This is a genomic window from Acinetobacter sp. YH12063, from assembly GCF_013419715.1.
GTDB lineage: Bacteria > Pseudomonadota > Gammaproteobacteria > Pseudomonadales > Moraxellaceae > Acinetobacter > Acinetobacter amyesii.
The window spans coordinates 272,609-294,623 of record NZ_VOZO01000006.1; the positions used below are offsets into that span (position 1 = coordinate 272,609).

Annotated in this window: 23 protein-coding genes and 1 rRNA gene; 12 read left to right on the forward strand and 12 right to left on the reverse strand. The window is 40.9% G+C overall.

What is annotated here, in order from left to right:
• Window positions 1-33 precede the first annotated feature (33 nt).
• Window positions 34-849, reverse strand: coding sequence for a helix-turn-helix domain-containing protein (locus FTU12_RS08960; RefSeq protein WP_180114197.1), 816 nt, complete (start codon window positions 847-849; stop codon window positions 34-36).
• A gap of 103 nt (window positions 850-952) precedes the next feature.
• Between FTU12_RS08960 and FTU12_RS08965 the strand changes: the two genes are divergently transcribed.
• Window positions 953-1,882, forward strand: a complete 930-nt coding sequence (locus FTU12_RS08965; RefSeq protein WP_313044141.1) for a DMT family transporter — start codon at window positions 953-955, stop codon at window positions 1,880-1,882.
• A gap of 400 nt (window positions 1,883-2,282) precedes the next feature.
• Here FTU12_RS08965 and FTU12_RS08970 read toward each other — a convergent pair whose 3' ends face one another.
• The gene (locus FTU12_RS08970; RefSeq protein WP_168379130.1) at window positions 2,283-3,530 is read right to left on the reverse strand and encodes a YihY family inner membrane protein; all 1,248 of its coding nucleotides are present in this window, start codon (window positions 3,528-3,530) and stop codon (window positions 2,283-2,285) included.
• Between the two features lie 112 nt (window positions 3,531-3,642).
• Here FTU12_RS08970 and wrbA point away from each other — a divergent pair, with 112 nt between their 5' ends.
• Window positions 3,643-4,236, forward strand: coding sequence for an NAD(P)H:quinone oxidoreductase (wrbA, locus tag FTU12_RS08975; protein ID WP_078192437.1), 594 nt, complete (start codon window positions 3,643-3,645; stop codon window positions 4,234-4,236).
• 624 nt (window positions 4,237-4,860) lie between these two features.
• Here the strand turns inward: wrbA and FTU12_RS08980 are convergent.
• The 4 genes from FTU12_RS08980 to FTU12_RS08995 form a co-directional block, all read right to left on the reverse strand.
• Entirely contained in the window at window positions 4,861-5,259 is a 399-nt protein-coding gene (locus FTU12_RS08980) for a hypothetical protein (RefSeq protein ID WP_180021684.1), read from the reverse strand.
• Between the two features lie 270 nt (window positions 5,260-5,529).
• Entirely contained in the window at window positions 5,530-6,105 is a 576-nt protein-coding gene (locus tag FTU12_RS08985) for a xanthine phosphoribosyltransferase (RefSeq protein ID WP_078189246.1), read from the reverse strand.
• Between the two features lie 90 nt (window positions 6,106-6,195).
• Complete coding sequence (locus FTU12_RS08990; protein WP_180008408.1) at window positions 6,196-6,909, reverse strand: DUF3108 domain-containing protein; 714 nt, start codon at window positions 6,907-6,909, stop codon at window positions 6,196-6,198.
• 158 nt (window positions 6,910-7,067) lie between these two features.
• Window positions 7,068-7,751, reverse strand: a complete 684-nt coding sequence (locus FTU12_RS08995) for a hypothetical protein (RefSeq protein ID WP_111885941.1) — start codon at window positions 7,749-7,751, stop codon at window positions 7,068-7,070.
• A 258-nt stretch (window positions 7,752-8,009) separates the two neighbouring features.
• Here FTU12_RS08995 and FTU12_RS09000 point away from each other — a divergent pair, with 258 nt between their 5' ends.
• A complete protein-coding gene (locus tag FTU12_RS09000; RefSeq protein ID WP_218954614.1) occupies window positions 8,010-8,867 on the forward strand; it encodes an energy transducer TonB in 858 nt (285 codons plus the stop codon).
• On the opposite strand, the gene FTU12_RS09005 is transcribed toward FTU12_RS09000, so the two are convergent.
• The 4 genes from FTU12_RS09005 to miaB all read right to left on the reverse strand — a co-directional run bounded on the left by FTU12_RS09005 (window position 8,868) and on the right by miaB (window position 12,300).
• On the reverse strand, window positions 8,868-9,158 hold the full coding sequence (locus FTU12_RS09005; RefSeq protein ID WP_078189242.1) for an antibiotic biosynthesis monooxygenase: 291 nt from the start codon (window positions 9,156-9,158) through the stop codon (window positions 8,868-8,870). It lies immediately after the preceding gene.
• Window positions 9,159-9,220: 62 nt separating this feature from the next.
• Complete coding sequence (gene ybeY / locus FTU12_RS09010; protein WP_078192431.1) at window positions 9,221-9,703, reverse strand: rRNA maturation RNase YbeY; 483 nt, start codon at window positions 9,701-9,703, stop codon at window positions 9,221-9,223.
• Between the two features lie 9 nt (window positions 9,704-9,712).
• A complete protein-coding gene (locus FTU12_RS09015) occupies window positions 9,713-10,804 on the reverse strand; it encodes a PhoH family protein (RefSeq protein ID WP_111885944.1) in 1,092 nt (363 codons plus the stop codon).
• 38 nt (window positions 10,805-10,842) lie between these two features.
• The gene (gene miaB / locus FTU12_RS09020; protein ID WP_180026040.1) at window positions 10,843-12,300 is read right to left on the reverse strand and encodes a tRNA (N6-isopentenyl adenosine(37)-C2)-methylthiotransferase MiaB; all 1,458 of its coding nucleotides are present in this window, start codon (window positions 12,298-12,300) and stop codon (window positions 10,843-10,845) included.
• 308 nt (window positions 12,301-12,608) lie between these two features.
• Between miaB and FTU12_RS09025 the strand changes: the two genes are divergently transcribed.
• The 5 genes from FTU12_RS09025 to FTU12_RS09045 all read left to right on the forward strand — a co-directional run bounded on the left by FTU12_RS09025 (window position 12,609) and on the right by FTU12_RS09045 (window position 17,261).
• Window positions 12,609-14,585 carry a lytic transglycosylase domain-containing protein gene (locus FTU12_RS09025; RefSeq protein WP_180008400.1) on the forward strand — a complete coding sequence of 659 codons (1,977 nt, stop codon included), beginning with the start codon at window positions 12,609-12,611 and terminating at the stop codon, window positions 14,583-14,585.
• A gap of 126 nt (window positions 14,586-14,711) precedes the next feature.
• Window positions 14,712-15,293 (forward strand): ribonuclease I, encoded by a 582-nt coding sequence (locus tag FTU12_RS09030; RefSeq protein ID WP_257220819.1) that lies wholly within the window; start codon window positions 14,712-14,714, stop codon window positions 15,291-15,293.
• Window positions 15,294-15,463: 170 nt separating this feature from the next.
• Entirely contained in the window at window positions 15,464-16,450 is a 987-nt protein-coding gene (locus tag FTU12_RS09035) for a malate dehydrogenase (protein ID WP_078189236.1), read from the forward strand.
• A gap of 187 nt (window positions 16,451-16,637) precedes the next feature.
• Entirely contained in the window at window positions 16,638-16,898 is a 261-nt protein-coding gene (locus tag FTU12_RS09040; RefSeq protein WP_078192425.1) for a DUF2789 family protein, read from the forward strand.
• Window positions 16,899-17,003: 105 nt separating this feature from the next.
• Window positions 17,004-17,261, forward strand: a complete 258-nt coding sequence (locus FTU12_RS09045) for a DUF2789 family protein (RefSeq protein ID WP_078189234.1) — start codon at window positions 17,004-17,006, stop codon at window positions 17,259-17,261.
• A gap of 49 nt (window positions 17,262-17,310) precedes the next feature.
• Here FTU12_RS09045 and FTU12_RS09050 read toward each other — a convergent pair whose 3' ends face one another.
• Window positions 17,311-17,838, reverse strand: a complete 528-nt coding sequence (locus FTU12_RS09050; protein WP_180114199.1) for a hypothetical protein — start codon at window positions 17,836-17,838, stop codon at window positions 17,311-17,313.
• Between the two features lie 71 nt (window positions 17,839-17,909).
• Complete coding sequence (locus FTU12_RS09055) at window positions 17,910-18,512, reverse strand: 2OG-Fe(II) oxygenase (RefSeq protein ID WP_180114200.1); 603 nt, start codon at window positions 18,510-18,512, stop codon at window positions 17,910-17,912.
• 113 nt (window positions 18,513-18,625) lie between these two features.
• Between FTU12_RS09055 and FTU12_RS09060 the strand changes: the two genes are divergently transcribed.
• From FTU12_RS09060 to FTU12_RS09075, 4 genes are all read left to right on the forward strand, one after another.
• A complete protein-coding gene (locus FTU12_RS09060; RefSeq protein ID WP_078189232.1) occupies window positions 18,626-19,483 on the forward strand; it encodes a 23S rRNA (adenine(2030)-N(6))-methyltransferase RlmJ in 858 nt (285 codons plus the stop codon).
• A 41-nt stretch (window positions 19,484-19,524) separates the two neighbouring features.
• Window positions 19,525-20,349, forward strand: coding sequence for a CDP-diacylglycerol--serine O-phosphatidyltransferase (gene pssA / locus FTU12_RS09065; RefSeq protein ID WP_180114201.1), 825 nt, complete (start codon window positions 19,525-19,527; stop codon window positions 20,347-20,349).
• Between the two features lie 38 nt (window positions 20,350-20,387).
• Window positions 20,388-21,464, forward strand: a complete 1,077-nt coding sequence (locus FTU12_RS09070) for a DUF6670 family protein (protein ID WP_168379142.1) — start codon at window positions 20,388-20,390, stop codon at window positions 21,462-21,464.
• 438 nt (window positions 21,465-21,902) lie between these two features.
• A 16S ribosomal RNA gene (locus FTU12_RS09075) occupies window positions 21,903-22,015 on the forward strand; the annotation flags it as partial.

Sequence of the window (22,015 nt, forward strand, 5' to 3'; positions counted from 1 at the left end):
TATAGAGATACTTATAGCTAAATTTAAACACATTTAGGGCTTTAAAACGGATTTCCTAAACTGATCTGGGGTGCAAAGCATCCATTTTTTAAACATATTTATAAACGCCGAGGCATTGGCATAACCGAGTTCTAAAGCAATATTTTCGACAGTTTGGCCTGCGTTGAGCATCGACATGGCTTTCATGACTTTGAGGCGTTGTCGCCATTCATGCAGGGACATCCCAAGTTCTTTTTGACAATAGCGCGCCAGAGTACGTTCCGTCATGTTTATCCGCTGTGCCAATTGCTCAAGCGAGCTTTGATCCGCAGAATGTTGGTGTAAATAATCAAGCAATTGTTTGAGGGCAGGATGTTCCGAATGCGGTAAATAGCTACTGACCAGTTTAGCTTGATGTAGTTGATCTAAGATCACATGGAGTAAGCGTTGATATTCGGCGGTATTTTCCAAGAGGTCGGCTTGTTGGTGCAACAGACGCAAATGGCTGAAGATCGCGGTGACTAAGGGCGAGCTGAGTAAAATCCCCGGTTGTTTCGGTAAGTGAGTACATAGCGATTCATGTACATATAAGGTTCCATGTGAAACCGCAGTACGATTTAAACCACTGTGTTCTAAATGTGGAGGAAGCCAAATGCCATAAGGCGGTGGAGTAATATAGTCTATCTGATTGATGTTCACTTCCATCACGCCATTAAAGGCATAGACAAACTCGCCCCAAGCATGCCCATGGACGGGATAAACAGACAGTGCAGGATCGTCACGAAAACTGATCCATAGCGCTGCTTGAATTTCATCGTTGGTGGGAAGTTGTTGGAACTGCGTATGATCTACACGAGCTTTATGACGCATGAGAAATTTTGCCTGAATAAGAAGATCACTTGTCTATTTTGAAGTATATATTTTATTTCTGACAGTTCTATAGTGTTGCTTGTCGTATTGTTGAGTAAATAGTGTGGAACAGCGTAAGGCGCTAGATGCGAAAGCTTCTGGTCTGATGATTATTTTGTGCATGATTTTAGGGATTCAACAGGTCATTTTGAAATTGGCCGCGGTTGATATTGCGCCGATCATGCAAATTGCCATTCGATCGGGTTTGGCTGCGCTGTTGGTTTTTCCACTGATTCGTCTCAAACCAGGGACACATTTATATACACGCGAATACTTGCTGCCGGGTATTTGGTTGGCGTTTTTATTTTCAGCCGAATTTATATTAGTGGCAGAATCCCTGCGCTATACCTCTGCATCACATACCGTTGTCTTGCTCTATACCGCACCGATATTCGTGGCACTAGGTTTACATTGGAAGTTGCCTGAAGAAAAACTCACAGCGATCCAATGGGTCGGTATTTTTATTGCCTTTTCAGGTATTGTCCTGTCGTTTATGGGACGTGAAAGTAGCACTACAGTCAACACTCAAGCCCTGTTGGGTGATGCGATGGCATTACTTGCAGGGGTGATGTGGGCCTTGACCACCATTTCATTAAGACTCACCAAACTCTCTGATGCACCTCCGACTCAGACCTTGTTTTATCAGTTGGTTGGTGGTTGCGTGTTTTTATTACCTGTGGCGTGGCTGACAGGACAAATGACTGTACATTGGACGGTACTGTCCATCAGCAGCATGATTTTTCATGTGCTCATTATTTCATTTTTCAGCCTCATGTTGTGGTTTTGGCTGTTAAGTAAATATCTGGCCAATGGTCTGGGTGTTTTTTCATTCCTTACCCCAATCTTTGGTCTGGTCTTTGGCGTATTGATCTTAAACGAAACGATTGAACTGAACTTTATTTTGGGGACGGCCTTAGTGATGGGCGGGGTGATGACGGTAACTTTGCATCAGTGGTTGGCTAAACTGATGGGGCGTCAGCGTACTGCTATCTAACGCCGTGTATAAATAACTGATGTTACGCAGTAACATTAGAAGCGCAATTTGCTTCAAATAAAAGAACGATACGCGGCAACGTCATCCGCAAGTATTTGAGACAGGATTACATCTATTCAAAAATGTTTTTTGCGATACTTTGAATGCGTAGACGCTAGTGAACGAGTTTTGTCGGTGAGGTGCATTGCACCGCAAGATGGTTTCCTTGCGAAGCTTCGCTTCTCATTTTGCCAAAACAAAAGTACCTCCAGCCGAAGGCTAATCCCTTTATTCAATTCCTAGATGTAAGACTCCGTCGAATAGACTTAAAAAGCATTTTAAAAATGCGAAATTACTTTTACGTGAGTAACATCAGTAAATAAAAAAGGAGGGCTACAGCTCTCCATTTTCTTATGCACAGTTATTTTTCTTCAAAAATAGTCGCAAGCGGAATCGAGAGTTTGGCCGCAAGATAATCATCCGATTCGACCAGTTGCGGTCCAATTTTTTCCATCCAGACATCATCTGGATCGACGCGACCTAAATCTTGGCGTTTAGGGAGGGGATAGGGAAGTTTACTGTAAAAACTCCAGAAATCCACTTGGGTCAAATTACGGACCAATACATAATGATCATCGTCAGTACGTTTAATCAGGTGCTGCTTTTCAAATAATAAAATATAGCTCGGCAGGCGACCAATTTCATCACGCCCTAAAACCTCAAGCGCTTCTTTTTCTGTCACGCTCTGACCAAGTTTTTGCTTTTTATAAAATAATTCCAGCAAATCCATCAACATAATCACAGGATGACGTTTTTGATCTTTGCCTGAATTAAAGGCGGTCAGTGCATAACTAATTTCTACCCCAATCAGCACGATATTCCATGAAAGGAATATCCAAAGTAGGAAAATTGGCACCGCAGCAAAAGCACCGTAAACGATTTGATAACTGGTGAAATTTGACATGACAAAACCAAAAAGGTTTTTGAGTAATTCAAATACCACGGCACTAAAGACACCCGCGATCAGCGCCGCCTTGATCGGCACACTACGGTTGGGAATCGTCCAATACAGAATGAAAAAACCTAAAATGGTCAATGAAAAAGACAAGATCCACAGCAGAAAAGCCCCATCCAGTTCATAGCCGGCAAAATTATTGCTGAGGACATTCATTGAGGCCAAGGTAGATGACACAACAAATGCGCTACCCAGTAAGATCGGGCCTAATGAGATAATAGTCCAATAGCGCATGAAGCCAATTATGCCGCCACGTGTCTCACGCACCCGCCAAATTCGGTTAAATACCGTCTCAATACTGGTCAGCATCATGACTGTGGTAATGAATAAAAACAGCACACCTATCACGGTCAAGTTACTGGATTTATCGGTGAAGGCATTCAGTGCTTTATCGAAAGCAATCGTCGTTTTCGGTAGAAAATTACTATAAATCAATTGTTGAAGCTGTTGACGAGCAGGTTCTAAAGCTTTAATTGAGGAGATGATGACCAAGAATACGGTCAACATGGGTACCACTGCAAACAAGGTGGTATAGGTTAATGATCCTGCTTGTTCACGGCAGCGATCGGCTTCAAAACGTCGAATGACAAATAAAACAAACTGAAACCATTTCTTGTCGTAAAAGGGAAGTTTTTTTAAAAATGCTTCGATCATTCGTTCAAGTCTCGAGTTATTTTAGTCATGTTTATGCAATTTTCATCACTTAGCTTAACCAAAAAATAGGAAAAATACCGTATAGTTTTCTTTTTTCATTGAATTTATAAAAATGACGCAAGCTTATGTACTGGTGTTGTATTACAGCAAATATGGTTCAACACGTGAGATGGCACATTTAATTGCCAATGGAATTGAAGCGTCTGGAATGGCAGTAAAAATACGAACCGTTCCAAATTTATCTACTGTGGTGACTGATGTGCAGCCCAGTATTCCTGCCGAAGGCGATATTTACTGTAGCTTAGATGACTTAGCGCATTGCTCAGGTTTAGCCCTTGGTTCGCCAACACGTTTTGGTAATATGGCGTCGGAAATGAAATATTTCTGGGATCAAACCACAGCGCTTTGGCTCAATGGCGCATTACATGGCAAACCTGCCTGTGTGTTTACCAGTTCAGGTTCAATGCATGGGGGACAGGAAAGTACTTTGCTGACCATGCTGCCGCCTTTGTTTCATCACGGAATGATGGTTATGGGTTTAAGTAATGCCCATCCTGCATTATCGAATACCAAAACGGGTGGTACGCCTTATGGTGCAAGTCATGTCAGTGGTCCACGCCATGATCAGTCATTGAGTCAAGATGAGCGTAATTTGTGTGAAGAGCAGGGTAAACGCCTGGGCGAAGTGGTCAAAAAGTTGATTTGATACTTACTTGCTCTAGGAAGTTGCGCTAACTTTGTAGCGAACGGGCAAGAAAAGGTTTAAATATTGCACTTTTCTTGCTTTATTTACGTGTGACGTCTTTTTATTTATGACGTTGTAAAACGCCCAAAATATAAAAATAAATCTGTCGAACTATTCCTGAAATATTAAAAATAAATAATATCAACAATATATTGAAATTTTTTAAATACAGCCTGCTCAGTGATGGTTTCGAGTCGAATATTGCTCTCTCTTTGGGCGCGTTTTTTTTATTTTTTGATTACATGATTTGTATTTAAATTTCTTCTTCTTTGGGGTGTGTGATGTCTATTATTAATTTTCTAATGACTTTCCTATGTTCCGTATTGGCTGCATCTTCCTTGTGTACGGCAATGCCAGTTTATACAGTATGGATTTCCCGCAAGAGAAAAAGACGAAGAAAAAGAATTTTTAGCGAAACAAGATCAAGTTAATGTGGACTCAAAATCTTTAACTGATGTTTCAAAATAATTGATTCGCCATGGTTTCGAATAGCATTTCAATAGACTAGAAATACATATTAGAAAAACAATAACCTATTAAAAAAGAGCGTAGAAACGCTCTTATTTAATTTAGCAGCAATCAAAATTAGTCTTGATCTTCAGTTTTTGCTGCATCTTCAGGTTGAGATTCAACTTCAAAGCGTTGTTTGCAGGCCTTGCATTGGTAATCTAAAAATATATTTTGATCTACAATCACACCTGCTTTTTTACCAAAGCGATGGCCTAAAAAGCCGCCTGTGATGCCAACGCTAATCGCCCCGACAAAAGTCCCAATGGTTCCGCCCATAATCACGCCAAGTGGGCCAGCAGTCACGCCACCAATCGCAGCACCAATAGATGCGCCAGATGCCGCACCACCGACAGTCCCTGCAGCAGTTCCTGCACCACTGAGTAAGACACCACCAATTTTTTGTAAGTTTTGTTCATGGTTACGCTTTTCAATATGGGTTGATCCACATTTTGGACATTTAACTGTCGTTTCCATGTTTTGCTCTTCTGTATTCATAACTTTCCATAGCCTTAAAAAATAAAGTGGCCGAATTTATGGTGCAGCATAATGTAATTTGACAGATGAGTAGTTGACCCATTCGATCAAATGCAACGATTTTCCTGAATTTTATCGATTTTTGCACACAAATGTTTTGTCTGCTTGTAACTAAGGCGTTAAAAAGTGCGCTGTATGTCACCTTAATCGCAAATTTTTAGCAAAAAAAAAAGAACACCCGATGTGTTCTTTTTTCTTTTGAACGCAAACTTAGTCACGAACAAATTCAACTGTACCATTCGCCAGTGATTTCACACGTGCCAATGATTCAACGCGATAGCCTTTTTCAAGCAAAATATCACGACCAGGTTGGAATGATTTTTCAATCACGATACCGATACCCAATACTTCAGCACTTGCTTGATGAATAAGATCTGCAAGACCTAAAGCCGCTTGACCATTGGCCAAAAAGTCATCAATCACTAAAACTTTATCTTCAGCATTGATGTGCTTTTTAGAAATCGCGATCGTGCTTTCAGTTTGTTTGGTGAAAGAAAACACTTTTGAGCGATACAAATCATCTTTTAAGGTCAAAGATTGATATTTACGTGCAAAAATCACAGGAACACCAAGTTCAAGACCCGCCATAACTGCAGGTGCAATACCTGAAGCTTCAATGGTGATGATTTTGGTAATGCCAGCATCTTTAAATAGACGGGCAAATTCTTGACCAATTTGCTGCATCATTACAGGGTCAATTTGGTGGTTCAGGAAAGAATCGACTTTCAGAACTTCTTCAGAGAGAACGATACCTTCAGCTAAGATTTTCTGTTCCAGAGCGTGCACGGGAGAATCCTCGAGGGGCAGGTGCTTTTTAAAGCAAAAGCGTATTTTAAAAAGCACCGTGAAAAATGCAAGCGAAATTGATCAAATCAATTAATTTGTTGCACCTTTATAGCCCGTTAACAATAAACCGTAAGAGGTTTTATTGTCTTGGTGGGAAACTTTGACAGGTAGATAATCTAGTTTTGGTGCTAACCAGAAAGTCGTTTGACGGCCTGGTTTGTCATGACGCATCACGACTTTAACGGTGTCAAAAGTTCCATAAGTGGTTTTCACTTTTTCAGTGCCTTGTTTCACGAACTTACGAGCTTCAACCTCTTTGGCATCGGCAATGTAGTAATTCGATTTCAAACCACCATTTTTTAAATCTTCACGAATTTGCAATTCAGCATTGAGTTCATCTAACACACCTGATTTCCACGCAAATGAACGCGCTTTATCATCTTTTTTGGTATTAATGGTTTTTGCGCCAGCATTAAAATTAATATTCATGGTGTTGTTGTGCACCAAAATTTTGCTGCTGCGGCTAAAGCTGTTCGAGTGAATTTGGCTGCCATTTAAACTAAAACGACTGGTTTCAGTTGCAGAGGCCATTGCACCAGCTTTTGCTGCGAAAACATACGTCCAGTTATTCCCAGATTGTTTTAGGGTACGTGTTGCAGAACCCAAGTTTTTGCCGTTGTAGTTAAATTGGTAGTTGGCTTGGAATGGACTCATGGCAAATGACTGACTTGAGAAACCAGTCAAAAGCAGTGTAGTCGATACCCCAGCAACAAGACCTAAATTTTTCAAAAGTGAATGTGCCATAAGTATGGTTTTCCTATTCAATAGAAGTGTGGTGGGCTAAACCACCTGATATATTTATTATGCGGCTGGATTGTGGAGAATCTCGTCGCAAATCCGTGCCTAATGTATATATTGTGTAGCGTTTTTATAGGTTCAAGATGCCTAAGTGCAGGATAAGTCTAGCTTTCCTTTTGCTTTATAGGCGTGACTTCATCGTCTTTTAAATTTGAATCATCCCAGTCTTCCATCCGCTCTTGCGACATTTTGGTGAACAATGCGGTTAAATTAACATTACCAATCACCACCAATTCGGCCTCACGTAAAACAGCATGGTTGACATGGACTTTGCCCAGTGTGTCGATAATCGATCGACTTTTACCGAGCCAGCGATTCAGGTCTAAATACAGTAAATCATCTTTAACTTTGATCACATTGAGCTTTTCCAAAATCATACCCAATGGATCTTGGTTGAGTACTTTTTGATAGAACCATAACGCCATGCGCACGCCCATCTTATACAGAACATTTGGATACTTTGCTTCAATCACTTGTGTATCACTAATTTGTTCAAATACGATCAATTGGGTTTGTTTGTTGAGTTCCATCTGTACCAGTTTTAAATCAACAGAGAGTGTTATGATCAGCCCGTTATAATCCAATGTGGCATACAGTCGAAGCCAGTCATCATGCAGGTCAGCATGCAAGTCTTTGAGCATTTTCACATTATCGGTGACAAAGCGCTGAAATGTCGCATTTAAAAACACTTGAGACATTGGGAATTCACGCTCATCTTCAATAAATCCTTCAGCTTTTTGGTACACTTGGCGTATACGTTTAGCGATATTGGAAACTAGCGTTTGCATAAGAAGTGCATCCTGACAAATTATGTTTTTTGACGATGTTTATCTTGTCGATTTCTATAAAAACACAAGGTTTTGATCTTGCAGTTTAGCAAAATAAATTGCACCATTTTCATGATTTTAATTGTGCATTATCGATGTGTTGATGGATTTCTCGTTTTCATCAAAAAATGAATACGAGTTTTATTTTATACTGTTTTAAGCAGTTTGGGGAATGCGGCAAATAGTCGGTTTAATGTGATGCTGAAAAAAATAACGTTCATGCCCTTGATGAAAGAGTGGTGGAAAGATCCCATATTTGCAACTGCATTGGCGTTTGCTGCTGTGTTGCATTTGGCTTTTTTAACCATGCAATTTTCCATGCCCCAAGAGGCGGATTATAACACCAAAGAAATTGCAGTTTCTTTACGTTCTACGACGGAAAAAATTGAACATGCAGACTTTTTAGCACAAGCCGATCAGCAGGGCTCAGGGACATTCCGTGAGTCACATCGTATGTCGAGTGACATGCCTGCACCGATGATCGAACAAAAAGCCGGGGAGCAAAAAAGCGAAGCTTTAGAACAACTGCAACAAAAGAAAGAGCTGAGCTTTGAAGACAAAGTGTTGATGACAACCTTGAGTTGGCAAAAACAAGCTGAAGAAAACAGTCGCAAAAAAGCCGTTGAGGAGTTGAATAGTCAGTTTCAGGCCAAGGCTGCGATGGTGGCGAGTATCGAAGCCCAATATTTACAACGTCAGCAAAACTTTAGCCGTCAGCAAAAAATTAAAACCATTGATGGTATTCAAGCCAAGCAAGATGTTTCTGCGGCCTATATGGAAAAATTCCGCGAAAAAGTCGAGTTTTATGGCAACCGTTATTATCCTGAAGCGGCAAAACAGCAACAGCTACGCGGTGAAGTACGTTTAATGGTTATTTTGAACAGTAATGGCGGGATTCGTGCCATTCGTTTGATCGAAAGTTCAGGTTCAAGTTTATTGGATGAAGCTGCAAAAACCTCTGTGCGTAAGGCGGCACCTTTTGGTTTGTTTGATGCCAAAATGAAAGAAATCTCAGAACTTCGTATTGTGCGTACTTGGCGCTTTGATCCTGCAGAAGCAGAGTTTGAGGTGCGTTAATCAGTTGTGATAGCGTCGCAAAACTTCGCAGATTTCGACGCTAAAACTCGCATACCATTGGTTTTTCCCCAATTGTTGCGCGACCAGATGTTGTGCATCTTGTTGCCAAGCTCGAATGTCTTCTAACGTATTCCAGTAGGAAAGGGCGATTTCATGCTCACCCTCTGTCAGCGCTTCAAAATGTTGACAGTTAAAGTGTGTCAAGGCTTTGTCTCTAAGCTGCTGTGCAGTCGAAAAATACAGCTCATCAAGCGTACGAATGCGTGCTTTAAAAATAACGACATATTGCATATCTTTCCTTCCTTGGTTTTTATAATGTTAAAAAAGCGAGCCGTAGCTCGCTTTTTGGGTTTTTAATCTCTTTCCAGATAAGGGTTATCAAAACCCAATTTGGCTAAAATCTCGATCTCCAAAGCTTCCATTTCTTCAGCATCTTCATCAGAGGTTTCATGGTCATAGCCCATCAGGTGCAACGTACCGTGTACCAGCATATGCGTAAAGTGGGTCAGGGGTGCTTTGCTTTGTTCTTGTGCTTCACGAAGAACCACAGGAATACAAATCACCAAGTCGCCAATCGGAAATGAGTCTAAAACTGCTGCCATTTCATCGGGGAGATCGCTCGGAAAAGACAGCACATTAGTCGGTTTGTCTTTACCACGATATTCCAAGTTCAATTTGTGGCTTTCGTCATTGTCCACACATGCAATACCGATCTCACAATCACTTTGTGTATCGATATGACGTAAAGCCGTTTCCACGACTTTTTTGATATGCGCACGTTTCACCACCAATTCAGGTGACTGAAAATTTTGCTGCAAGGAGAGATTAAGTTTCAAAATGAATCCTTAAATGTTTTCGTCTTGATGCTGCCCATCAGCTTTAGCATCATTGTCCGCGACCAAGGCTTCCTGACGTGCTTTACGTTCTGCACGTTGTTCAGCCGTGAGGCGATGTTGTTCGCTGTCCCATCCCTCATAGGCTTCAACAATTTTTTGAACCAATTGATGACGTACCACGTCACGAGAGTGGAAGCGAGTAATATGAATTTCTTTGATTTTTTCAATCACACGTAAGGCATGTGCCAAACCAGATTGTTGACCACGAGGTAAATCGACCTGTGTAATGTCGCCAGTGATTACTGCACGAGAACCAAAACCTAAACGGGTGAGGAACATTTTCATTTGTTCAGGGGTAGTGTTCTGTGCTTCATCTAAAATCACAAAAGAATGATTTAAGGTACGACCACGCATGTAGGCGAGTGGTGCAACTTCAATCACTTGACGTTCTATCAGTTTTGCGACTTTTTCAAAACCGAGCATTTCATACAAAGCGTCGTATAGCGGACGTAAGTAAGGGTCAATTTTTTGGCTCAAATCACCGGGTAAAAACCCCAGTTTTTCACCGGCTTCAACCGCAGGGCGAACCAATAAAATGCGTTGAATTTCGTTGCGTTCTAGCATATCTACAGCAGCGGCGACCGCGAGATAAGTTTTACCTGTACCCGCTGGGCCAATACCGAAAGAAATATCACTTTGTAAAATACGTTGCACGTAGCGTTTTTGATTGGCGCCACGTGGGTTGATCCGACCTTTACGAGTTTGTAGATAAACATTATCTAAACCGGTGTGCTCATTTTCAGAAAAATCTTCCTGAATTTCGCGGTCGGTCTGACTGCCTTGAATCATCATGTGTAAGATATCAGCACTAATCTGTGGATTGGTTTCGGACTCTTCATAAAGACGGTGAAGGAGGCTTTCGGCTCTCTCAACCGCATCGATTTCCCCATCGACAAAAAAAGCATCTGCGCGATGAGAAATTTTGACATCTAAACGTTGTTCAATTTGTTTGAGATGACCGTTATAGGCACCGAGCATGCTTTGTAAACGGTCAAGTGGAATACCAGCAAAAGTTACAGTACGTCGAATCGCTGCAGTCAAGAGAATTCCTTTAAATTGGTCTGACGATTAAGCTTACATTACGCCACGTCAGGCTCAAGATTCAAGAGTTCACCATAAACAAACTTCAAAGTTTTAATATCGGTCACTTCAATCTCTGCAAAACGCCCAACCCATGCAGGATCACCAATGAAGCTGACCAAACGTGTATTGTCTGCAGTACCAATCAGCAAGTTCGGATCTTTGTCAGAAACAGACTCAACCAAGACACGTTGAATGGTGCCTAGCATGGCATCAGTTTTATCAATACTCGATTGTTTAATCCATTGTTGAACTTTGGCAAGACGTTCTTTTTTCACATCTTCAGGGGTGGTGTCTTCAAGTTCTGAAGCAGGAGTACCTGGACGTTTTGAGTAGATGAAACTGTATGAATGATCGAAGTCCATATCTTGGATAAATTGATAAGTTTCTTCGAAGTTCTCGTTAGTTTCACCTGGGAAGCCAATAATAAAGTCGCTAGATAAATGCATATCAGGGCGAACTTGACGTAATTTTGCAATCTTATCGATATAAACATCAATCGTGTGGTTACGTTTCATGGCTTGTAGCACGTCGTTTGAACCACTTTGAACTGGTAGATGCAAGTGAGAAACCATTTGCGGTAAGTCACGGTAGCACTGAATCAAGTCATCGTTAAATTCAAGCGGGTGCGATGTGGTGTAACGAATACGGCCAATCCCCGGAATCTCAGCGACTAAACGTAATAAGTCTGCAAAGGTACAGATTTCACCTTCAAAGGTTTCACCACGGTAGCCATTCACGTTTTGACCGAGTAATGAAATTTCTCGTACGCCTTTTTCAGCTAAAGTGGCAATTTCAGCCAATACGTCATCGAGTGGGCGAGAAACTTCTTCACCACGGGTGTAAGGAACCACGCAGAATGAACAGTATTTAGAACAGCCTTCCATGATAGAAACAAAGGCTTTAAAACCTTCCACACGCGGTTCAGGTAAAAAGTCGAATTTTTCAATATCAGGGAATGAAATATCCACCAATTGAATTTTTTCTTTTTTCGGTTTGACCACTTGCTCAGTATGCTGATCTAACATTTGCGGTAAACGGTGCAAGGTTTGTGGACCAAAGACCATATCAACATACGGTGCACGTTTTTGAATGTTGTCACCTTCCTGAGAAGCAACACAGCCACCGACACCAATTACCAAATCTGGATTTTTTTCTTTCAGCTTGCGCCAACGGCCTAACTCAGAAAATACTTTTTCTTGTGCTTTTTCACGAATAGAGCAGGTATTCATCAGGAGAATATCGGCTTCTTTAGGGTCGTTCGTCAGCACATAGCCGTGAGAATCACCTAAAAGGTCGCCCATACGTTGACTGTCATACTCATTCATCTGACACCCTTGCGTTTCGATGTACAGTTTTTTCACTGCTCCATCTTGAGCTGGGGTGTGCTGTGGCTGGGTAACAGTGTTATCTGGGGCAGCTTGGGCACTATTGGGGATGAAGGTTTGAACCGTCATGTAGGCTCCTAAAGGAATTTTATGAAAATCAATAACCATACGTGGCTGACAGACAATTCAATCAGTCGAATTGTGCAGCTGCGGAGGTCAAAAAAGGGGATTTTAAGAATGGGCAATATTTTAGCAGTAATTCACTAGAAACTTACAGCCTAAAATGACAACTCTGCCATATTGATTTATGAAGTAAAAATGTTTGAAAATTAATATTGGCTAATCATAAGGTTACATAACAGAACACAATGCAGAGTTTAGAATTATTAAACTAATTCCTAAACAAAGTTCGATGTGCTGTAACTGAGCAGAATGACATGAAAGAAGGCAAGTGGATGTTAAAACATAATTTTAAACAGAAAAATTACGCTAAATTACTTGCTTTGAGTGTCGGGCTCTCCGGAATTTCTGCGTTTGTCCAAGCCGCAGATGAGCAGTTTAACGATGCTTTACGTGCTGCGAATGCAGGCAATATTAGTTTATTACAACAATACCAATCATCCATGCAAAATGACGTTTTGGGCTATTATCCAGAATATTGGTTACTGAATAACAATTTGGCTTCACAGCCAGCAAGTGCCATTATTAATTTTGCACAGCGCTATCCAAATTCGGCAATGGCAGAAAAATTAGCCGCAGATTATGTTGAAGAAAAAGTCAAACAAGCTGATTTCGCTACAGCACAGCCTGTCTTGCAATATGTGACTAATGCTGACCGTGCTGAAACATGTGCCATGGCTCAAGTCCGCGCAAAGTCGGGCGACCCTCTGGTCTACGCAGAATTTAAAGATGTATGGTTGACCACAAACTCACAACCTGACTCGTGTACGGGCTTGGGCCGTATGATGCTGTCGAGTCCTTTAATGACTCAAGATGACCGCCATCAACGGATGTGGGGACAGTTAAGAGCGGGTCAGTCAGGACAAGCGATTGCGACTGCGCAAACCATTGGCGTAAATATTAATTTGTCACAACTCAACACCATTCAAGCCAATCCACTGAATTATTTATGGTCTGCACCCAAAGCCACAGCTGAAGATCATGCATACCTGATTTATGCGATGGGTCGCTTGGCCGATAGCGACTTAAATGGCGCGATTTCTTCGGTGAAACGTGCAGCAGAAGGCACACCAGCCGATGTACAAAAAGCCCTATACCGTAGTGTCGGGTATATCGGTGGTACAACGGTAATGAAAAATAATTTCAACCGTGAAGTTCTAAATTATCTTGATTTGAGTTATGGACTGCCTTTTAGTGCAGAAGAAGCCGAGATTTATGCGCGACAAGCCATTCGTTTTGGCGCATGGGAAAGTGTCATTCGTGCAATTGATGCGATGAGCGTTTCGCAAAAGCAAGAAGATCGTTGGCAATATTGGTTAGCACGAGCATCTGAACAACGTGGAGATGCCTCATCTAAACGTGCGGCTCAAGACATTTATCGCAAGCTTGCCGTTGGCGATGATTACCATAATTTGTTAGCACGTGACAAAATTGGTCAGTCTTATAACAATATTCCGTCAAATGTGCAGCCTTCGTCACAAGATGCGCAGCGTCTCAGTCAGGATATTCACTTCCGTCGTGCCTTTGCATTGCGCAATATTAATGCATCTGACAGCTATATTAACCGTGAATGGAACTGGGCAGTGCGTCAAGCCTATTTAAAGCATGATGATGGCATGATTCTTGCCGCAGCTAAACGTGCAACCGATATGGGGTGGTATGATCGGGCGATTTATGCGGCAGATCGAACCACTAAACAGCACAATTATGCTTTACGTTATGCTATGCCGCATCAAAATTATGTGGTGAGTCATAGTCGTAATGCCGGCATTGACCCTGCATGGGCTTATGGTTTGATGCGTCAAGAAAGTCGGTTTGTCACTAGCGCACGTTCACATGTCGGTGCCGGTGGTTTAATGCAAATTATGCCAGACACCGCAAAATTGGTGGCTCGTCAGATGGGGGAGAGTTATAACCCCGCTGCATTAACGGATATGAATACCAATATTCGTTATGGCACTTTCTATTTATCGATGATTCAACGTCAATTGAGTAATAGTCCAGTCTTAGCGACCGCAGGTTACAATGCGGGTCCAAATCGTGCTCGACGCTGGCAGCCTGAATATCAAGCAATTGCAGCGGATCAATATACGGAATCGATTCCATTAACGGAAACTCGAGACTATGTAAAACATGTGATGACCAATGCAACCCATTACGGCCTTTTATTAGGTCAGGGGCCACAATCGATTGAAAAAAGAATGCAAATGATTCCATTACGGAATGCGCAATAAATTTTAAAGCAAGATGCGCCTGTTTTTAGGCGCAATATGGGTAAATGATGAATGCCGAAAATGGACATTAGACCTGCTTATCGAATACTGACATCACTGCTCATCGGCAGTGGTGCAGGCTTTGGTATGTCTATGCTTTCGGCTGCACCGGTTGTAAAAGGGTATGTGATGGATGTGCAAATGGTGCCTGCTGTTTGCGCCTATGACCCATTAAAAAGTAAAAAACGTAAATGTTTAGAAGGGTATTCACTCAATATCACGGGTCTATATCCAGAAACCTCTACACGTGATTGCACGACCAATAGTTCAGCTAAACTTTCTCCGTTGCAAGCGAAAGTGGTTGCACGGATTATGCCTGATGAAAATGCTCGCGTGGCTCTTTGGCACACTACCGGCGGCTGTGTCCCAATGAATGCTAGCCAGTATTTCAGAACCATTATTAATCATGCAGATAAGCTAAAAATTCCAGATGAATTGACCAGTCAAGAAACCCAATCCATTCAAGCCAATGTCTTGCGTAATAAAATGTTGCGTATGAACAGCGGATTGGTATCACAAAGTATTGAATTTAACTGTATGCAAACCCGTGGTGGTAGTCTGCTGACTGAGATTAAAATTTGCTATAAAAACAATGGTCAGTACAAAAGTTGCCCTGCGACTATCGTCGGAAATTGTCCTGCAACTTTCATAATTAAAGGTTCTTTCTAAGCTTTTTTCGGCATTTTATTTATATTTCCTATCATACTTTTGTTGAAAAGCATTCTCTTTTACATGCAAGCGTCAAAAGATTGGAGTACAATCTTTGCCGTTTATGATTATTAAGATTAGATAGAACAGCTATTTAATCATTATGACCTTCCTCAATTGGAGATAATTACATGAAGCAAGCAGTTCGTGTTGCCGTTACTGGCGCAGCTGGTCAAATCGGTTATAGCTTATTATTCCGTATCGCAAGCGGTGAAATGTTGGGTAAAGACCAACCAGTTATCCTTCAATTATTAGAAATTCCAGTTGAGAAAGCTCAACAAGCGCTTAAAGGCGTAATGATGGAACTTGATGACTGCGCATTCCCTCTTTTAGAAGGTATGATCGGTACTGATGATCCTAAAGTTGCATTCAAAGATGCTGACTACGCTCTTCTTGTAGGTTCACGTCCACGTGGTCCTGGTATGGAACGTGCTGACCTTCTTAAAGTAAACGGTGAAATCTTCATCGGTCAAGGCCAAGCGCTTAACGAAGTTGCTAGCCGTGACGTTAAAGTTCTTGTTGTAGGTAACCCTGCAAACACTAACGCTTACATCGCAATGAAATCTGCTCCAGATCTTCCAGCGAAAAACTTCACAGCAATGTTACGTCTTGACCACAACCGTGCGTTAACTCAACTTGCTCAAAAAGCAGGTGTTGCAGTTTCTGACATCGAAAACATGACAGTTTGGGGTAACCACTCTCCAACGATGTATGCTGACTACCGTTTTGCAAATGTAAACGGCGAAAGCTTAAAAGACAAAATCAACGATGCTGCTTGGAACAAAGACGTATTCCTTCCAACTGTTGGTAAACGTGGTGCTGCGATCATCGAAGCACGTGGTCTTTCTTCTGCTGCTTCTGCTGCAAACGCTGCAATCGACCATATGCGCGATTGGGCTCTTGGCACAAACGGCAAATGGGTAACTATGGGTATTCCTTCTGACGGTTCTTATGGTATTCCTGAAGGCGTAATGTTCGGTTTCCCTGTAACAACTGAAAATGGCGAATACAAAATCGTTCAAGGTCTTGAAATCGACGAATTCAGCCGTGAACGTATCAACTTCACTCTAAACGAGCTTGAAGAAGAACGTGCAGCAGTTGCTGACATGGTTAAATAATTTAATTTTTTAAATTAAATTATAAAAAGGCACTCCATTTGGGGTGCTTTTTTTATGGCCAGCGAAAAACGCCAAGCTTAAATTTTGAACAAAAAATAACACGTTGAGATGTAGTTGCAACTGACAAAGTCAATTAAACAGATAACTATGAAGTGGAAGAAATGTTTTTGGCTTGAGGAGAACGGCAATGTTTGATCAACAACCGACGTTGGAACTATTTTTTGAACAATTGGGGTTAGATGCAAGTCCGGAAGGCATTGATCAATTTATCGAAACGCATCAAATCACCATGGATGTTCCATTGCATGAAGCGCCATTTTGGACGAAGTCACAGCGTGACTTCATTATCAGTCATTGGAAAAAAGATGATGACTGGGCCATAGTGGTCGATATTTTAAATGAACAATTGCATACAGAACATAAGCTTTCCGGATCATGCAAAATCTAAATACAATTTGAAACAACAAACCTAGTTTTATCGCTAGGTTTTTTTATCAGCATCATATAAGTTAATTAAATAATAAATGACAGATTAGTTGATAAGGAGGGCGAGATGCTCAATCAAAATAAACCATCCTTAGCTTTATTGTTTTCTCAATTGGGGTTAGCCAGCAGTCCAGCTGCGATCGAGTTATACGTACGTACGCATCAGCTTGCCGCAAGTGAAAATTTACATGATGCGCCGTTTTGGAATAAAGCACAGCGCGACTTTCTAATCAGCCATTTAGTACAAGATGATGATTGGGCCATTTGGATTGATGAGCTGAATCAACAGTTGCATATGGATGCATATAAGCTACAACCAGCATAGATTTCACTTCTCCATAAATAAAAAACACCTCTTCGGAGGTGTTTTTTATTTAGTGCAGTTTACTTTGGCGTAATTCTAAAAACCAAGTTTCTTGGCGATAAGGATTAAATGCAGGATGCTCAAGTAATGTGGTGAGTTTGAATTCTTGAGATTTGCTGTATTTATATAACCAGTGGCGGGTTAACGCAGGTTCTTGTTTTACTGCAGAGGCATAGGCCAAATAGAAGTAGATGTCGCCATGTTCAGCTTTGGACATCGGTTTCATAATCTGCTGGGTAATCAGGGCATAGCGCTGCTCTTGGGTAATTTCAAAAAATACCATATAGGCTTTGGCTAAATGCACAGACAAATTGATGTATAGCTCAATCGGCATTTCTTCAAATTCAATCCGGCTTTGCTCAAGCAGAACAATGGCTTCTTGTAGAAAATACACTTGTTCTTGATGGTTCTTACTGAGGGCAACCAATTGTAGGCGTAAGTCAGCACGCTCAAGGGCAAGATCAGGGCTGTTGCCTTGTAGAAATAATTGATCAGTTTCGCCAATACGCTGAATGATTTGTTGACTGTTTTGACGCATCGGGTACATCCTCATCTATGAATGACTCATATATGAGGATAATTTAAGGGATTTAAAGGATGAATCTCGAATTACCACATCGTGTTGTCATTACGTAGCCAAGCCGTAATCGATAAACGTTGATGTTTAGCTTCGAGTACCTCGTGTAATAGGTCACTTTGGAATAACGCAATGCGATTCGGTTTAGGTTCTAAAATATGCCAAACATCATTCTTATCTTGTAAGCGCAATTCACCGCCCCAGTCGGCTTGCCAATATTCATGCAAATAATAAACCGCTGAAATGACACGTCCATTTTTGCCTTGAGGATTATCTTTGTGTAGTGCATAAAACTCACCTGCGTTATAACAAGCAAAATGTGCTTCGACTTCGTGAATGCCAGAAAAAAATGCGCGATTAAATTGTTCTGATAAATGTTCTAAGGCTTGAACGTGTTCTTGTGCGACATCTAATGTGTCGTTAATCCATAAAATATGATCACTTCTAATTTTACTGATGACTCCATTTTGTACGGCTGCATCCCTGAATTTATTTAAATTTGACATACATTCTTCAACAAGTACATGTATATATTCTGCAGGATAAGCGTCATCAATAATGCTAAACCCGTGTTGATCTAAATCATCGAGGATTTGATCAACCGGCCAAGACTTTGGGAGAAAGGCTGTTTCCATATGCGATCCAAAAAGTAGAGGAAAAAAGGTGACGTATTCTAGAGCAAGAATAGCATCGGAATGAAACTATTTTTCATGCTAAAATGTCCGTTGATATCAGGAATTAAAGAAACATGAATTACCGTCACCATTTCCATGCAGGCAACTTTGCCGATGTGATGAAGCACGTTTTGCTGCTTCAATTATTAAGTCGACTGAATGCAAAAGATAAACCTTATCGCTATGTAGATACACATGGTGGTGCAGGTAAATATGATCTTTCGACCTCTGAAGCACAGAAATCAGGTGAGTTTTTAAATGGTATTCATCGTTTAGTTAAGCTCGATGATTCGATTAAACGCAATGCGCCTGAAGGTGTTCAACAATATTTAAAAGTTGTTGAAAAAATGCGTGAAAACTTTGGCAAAGGCGCTTATCCAGGCTCTCCGTGGTTCGCACTTGAAGGCATGCGTGAAACTGATAAGGCAACGATTTTTGAAATGCAGCGCGATGTATTCCAACAATTGCGCCACAATATTTTTGATAAACGTGCAGGCTTGCATGAGCGTGATGCTTACGAAGGTTTACTGGGTGTAATTCCACCAAAAGAAAAACGTGGTTTGGTCATGATTGACCCGCCTTACGAATTAGAACGTAAAGATTTTCCACAGCTTGTAGAATTGTTGGTGGCTGCTTATAAAAAATGGCCGACAGGCGTTTTTGCGGTATGGTATCCAATTAAAGACCGCGCGATGATTGAACGTTTTGAAAAGAAAATGTACAAAACCGGCATTCGTCGTCAGTTGGTTTGCGAAATTTGTGTATGGCCAGATGACACTCCAGTCGGTCTAAATGGTTGTGGTTTATTGGTGATTAACCCACCTTGGAAATTCTCTGAAGATGCGGACGAAGCATTACAATGGTTGTTCCCACATCTTCGTATGAATGAAAATGGTGGTCATGCAGCCGTACGTTGGTTGGTTGGCGAATAATTTTAAACTTGAAAAAGAAAGGTCACAGTTAGGATCGAACAATGACAAATACAAATAAACCTGAGCGGGAAATTTCTTCAAAGGATGAAAATGCATTTGAAGGCATTACATTTGAAGTTGAAGAAGAGGAGCATACCCATGAAGGGCATAAAGTGAAACGTCGTGGGATCTATCTGTGGCCAAACTTGATTACAACTGCTGCGTTGTTATCTGGCTTTTATTCAATTATTGCCAGTATGAATGGTGAGTTTCAACAAGCCATTTATGCCATTTTCCTTGCAGCATTATTTGATGGTTTGGATGGCCGTGTCGCACGTGCTATCGGCGCACAAAGTCCTTTTGGTGAACAGTTTGACTCGTTGTCGGACTTGCTAGCATTTGGTGTTGCACCTGCCATTTTAATGTATAGCTGGAGTCTAAATGACTTAGGCCGTATTGGCCTGGCAGCATGTTTTGTTTACACCGCCTGTGCAGCCTTCCGTTTGGCACGTTTTAACGTACAAATTGGGGTTGTCGATAAACGTTATTTTATTGGTGTTGCAAGTCCACTCGCAGCCGTTATGATTATTTCATTGGTATGGGTAGGTATGGATATCCCTGCGGTCTTCGACTTACGCGAAACAGGTATTCAGATTTTTAATGCGGTAGTGATTATTGCAGTGGGTCTATTGATGATCTCAAATGTAAAATACTATTCATTTAAAACTGTGGATCGTCGCCGTGTTCCATTTGCCGTGTTACCAATCATAGTCTTTGTTTTAGCAGCTGTAACGTATAATATTCCAATGGGTATTTTAATTATTTCAGTGATTTATGCATTGTCTGGTTTTGTCACCACCTTAATGGCAAAAAAGGCAGAAGCATGAGTTAAAGCATGAAATAAAAAAATGAAAAGGAGCTTGATATGCAGATATTTCAAGATTTCTTGGATCAATCAAGGCGACTGAATCAAGCTCCAGATTTACAACATAAAAAAATAAATTTACATGCGCCGAATACGCCTTATCCTTCAGTCCATTATGGACTTTGTCTACCGAATCTTCCTGCGCCATTACATTATCTTAACTTTATGAGTTGGCTCGGGCAGCCTCAGATTCCCGCTTTTCAAAATCCTGCGGCTATTCAACAAGACGAACTCAATACGGCCACAGTAATGACCAGTGTAAGTGGTCATATGGTTGGTCAATTACAATCCTATTCCATTAAAGATGACTGTAGTCTGAGTGAGACCGTCTTTACGTTTAGAGATAAAGAGCAGATCGGTTGGGATGGAGCGGTATTTCAAATCCATCGAGAAGATACTGAACTCAGTTTAGATTTGTCTGTGCAAACAACCGATATTTCTTCTTGTTTAATAAAATTAAGATTAGGTCTTGCTGAATATTGGTCGGTGATGTGCCAATGTGAAGGGCAAATCAAATTTCAGGGCCAGATGTATGATGTAAATCAGTTGGCGGTTTTGTCTTATGCGCAAATACGCAAGTTTCCATATTTACCTTTGGCGTTTTATACCCATCAGGTGATCAACCTGAGCCGAAAGCGTCAAATCATCTTTATGCAAACGCGAGACCGCTATAACAATATTTTGAGTTCACGTTTATATCTAAGAGATTTAAATCAGCAGCAAGTGTTCATGGCAGACCAAGCCGTGTTCTTTAAAGTCATGCGCGTTTATCCTGTGGTTAAAACCCCAAATTTGCAAAAAATGTATTTGCCACGTGAATTTGAATGGATTTACCAAAATGACAAACTGAAAATACATGTACAAGCACAGAGTCGTGGGGATTTTAAATTTGGACTCGGCGCAGGCTATGCAGGAAGCTTTAACTATCAAATCAAAATCAACGACGAAATCGAGTGTGGGGAAGGTGGCTACTGTGAATATGTCGATTGTCGAGCTTTAAAATGGCAAGAAAAGAATGAAAAAGATAAATTAACGGATAAATATGGAAATATTGTCCCTTTTATGCTCAAAAAATAGTAAAAAAATTTGATTTAGTAGAATAAATAAACAAACGTAATGAAAAACTAAAAATAAATGGAAAAGGGTGTTGCAACGGATGTGAAATGTTGTAGAATGCACATCCATCGGCGGTGATGAAGATTAAAACTTCTGATAAAACAATGACTTGTTTGAATTGATTAAGTTGGGTTTTATTTTTTAAGTTTAAAATAATTTGAATTACCAGTTGACTCTTTAGAAATAAAGAGTAATATAGCCGACCTAGCTTGCTGGTGACGAACCAACAAGAAGATCATTAAGAGATTATGAAGAACAACTTGTGTGGATTTTTACTAGTTGATTGATCGAAATTATTTTCATTGATTGATGGTAGAAATTACTCGAAGTTTATTTGAGCAAATTTTTGTCAGTAATTGATGAGCCAAGATTGGTACCCTTTAAGGTACTATTGATTTTAAACTGAAGAGTTTGATCATGGCTCAGATTGAACGCTGGCGGCAGGCTTAACACATGCAAGTCGAGCGGGGGAAGGTAGCTTGCTACTGGACCTAGCGGCGGACGGGTGAGTA

Bases quoted from the DNA above. Each gene is read 5' to 3' on its own strand.
- FTU12_RS08960 (WP_180114197.1), bottom strand. From the start codon at position 849: ATGCGTCATAAAGCTCGTGTAGATCATACGCAGTTCCAACAACTTCCC.
- FTU12_RS08990 (WP_180008408.1), bottom strand. From the start codon at position 6,909: ATGGCACATTCACTTTTGAAAAATTTAGGTCTTGTTGCTGGGGTATCG.
- FTU12_RS09050 (WP_180114199.1), bottom strand. From the start codon at position 17,838: ATGCGTCAAAACAGTCAACAAATCATTCAGCGTATTGGCGAAACTGAT.
- FTU12_RS09070 (WP_168379142.1), top strand. From the start codon at position 20,388: ATGCAGATATTTCAAGATTTCTTGGATCAATCAAGGCGACTGAATCAA.
- FTU12_RS08970 (WP_168379130.1), bottom strand. From the start codon at position 3,530: ATGATCGAAGCATTTTTAAAAAAACTTCCCTTTTACGACAAGAAATGG.
- FTU12_RS09035 (WP_078189236.1), top strand. From the start codon at position 15,464: ATGAAGCAAGCAGTTCGTGTTGCCGTTACTGGCGCAGCTGGTCAAATC.
- FTU12_RS09040 (WP_078192425.1), top strand. From the start codon at position 16,638: ATGTTTGATCAACAACCGACGTTGGAACTATTTTTTGAACAATTGGGG.
- FTU12_RS08980 (WP_180021684.1), bottom strand. From the start codon at position 5,259: ATGGAAACGACAGTTAAATGTCCAAAATGTGGATCAACCCATATTGAA.
- FTU12_RS09005 (WP_078189242.1), bottom strand. From the start codon at position 9,158: ATGCAATATGTCGTTATTTTTAAAGCACGCATTCGTACGCTTGATGAG.
- FTU12_RS09000 (WP_218954614.1), top strand. From the start codon at position 8,010: ATGCCCTTGATGAAAGAGTGGTGGAAAGATCCCATATTTGCAACTGCA.
- pssA (WP_180114201.1), top strand. From the start codon at position 19,525: ATGACAAATACAAATAAACCTGAGCGGGAAATTTCTTCAAAGGATGAA.
- FTU12_RS09025 (WP_180008400.1), top strand. From the start codon at position 12,609: ATGAAAGAAGGCAAGTGGATGTTAAAACATAATTTTAAACAGAAAAAT.
- miaB (WP_180026040.1), bottom strand. From the start codon at position 12,300: ATGACGGTTCAAACCTTCATCCCCAATAGTGCCCAAGCTGCCCCAGAT.
- FTU12_RS08995 (WP_111885941.1), bottom strand. From the start codon at position 7,751: ATGCAAACGCTAGTTTCCAATATCGCTAAACGTATACGCCAAGTGTAC.
- FTU12_RS09060 (WP_078189232.1), top strand. From the start codon at position 18,626: ATGAATTACCGTCACCATTTCCATGCAGGCAACTTTGCCGATGTGATG.
- FTU12_RS09055 (WP_180114200.1), bottom strand. From the start codon at position 18,512: ATGGAAACAGCCTTTCTCCCAAAGTCTTGGCCGGTTGATCAAATCCTC.
- wrbA (WP_078192437.1), top strand. From the start codon at position 3,643: ATGACGCAAGCTTATGTACTGGTGTTGTATTACAGCAAATATGGTTCA.
- FTU12_RS09045 (WP_078189234.1), top strand. From the start codon at position 17,004: ATGCTCAATCAAAATAAACCATCCTTAGCTTTATTGTTTTCTCAATTG.
- FTU12_RS09030 (WP_257220819.1), top strand. From the start codon at position 14,712: ATGTCTATGCTTTCGGCTGCACCGGTTGTAAAAGGGTATGTGATGGAT.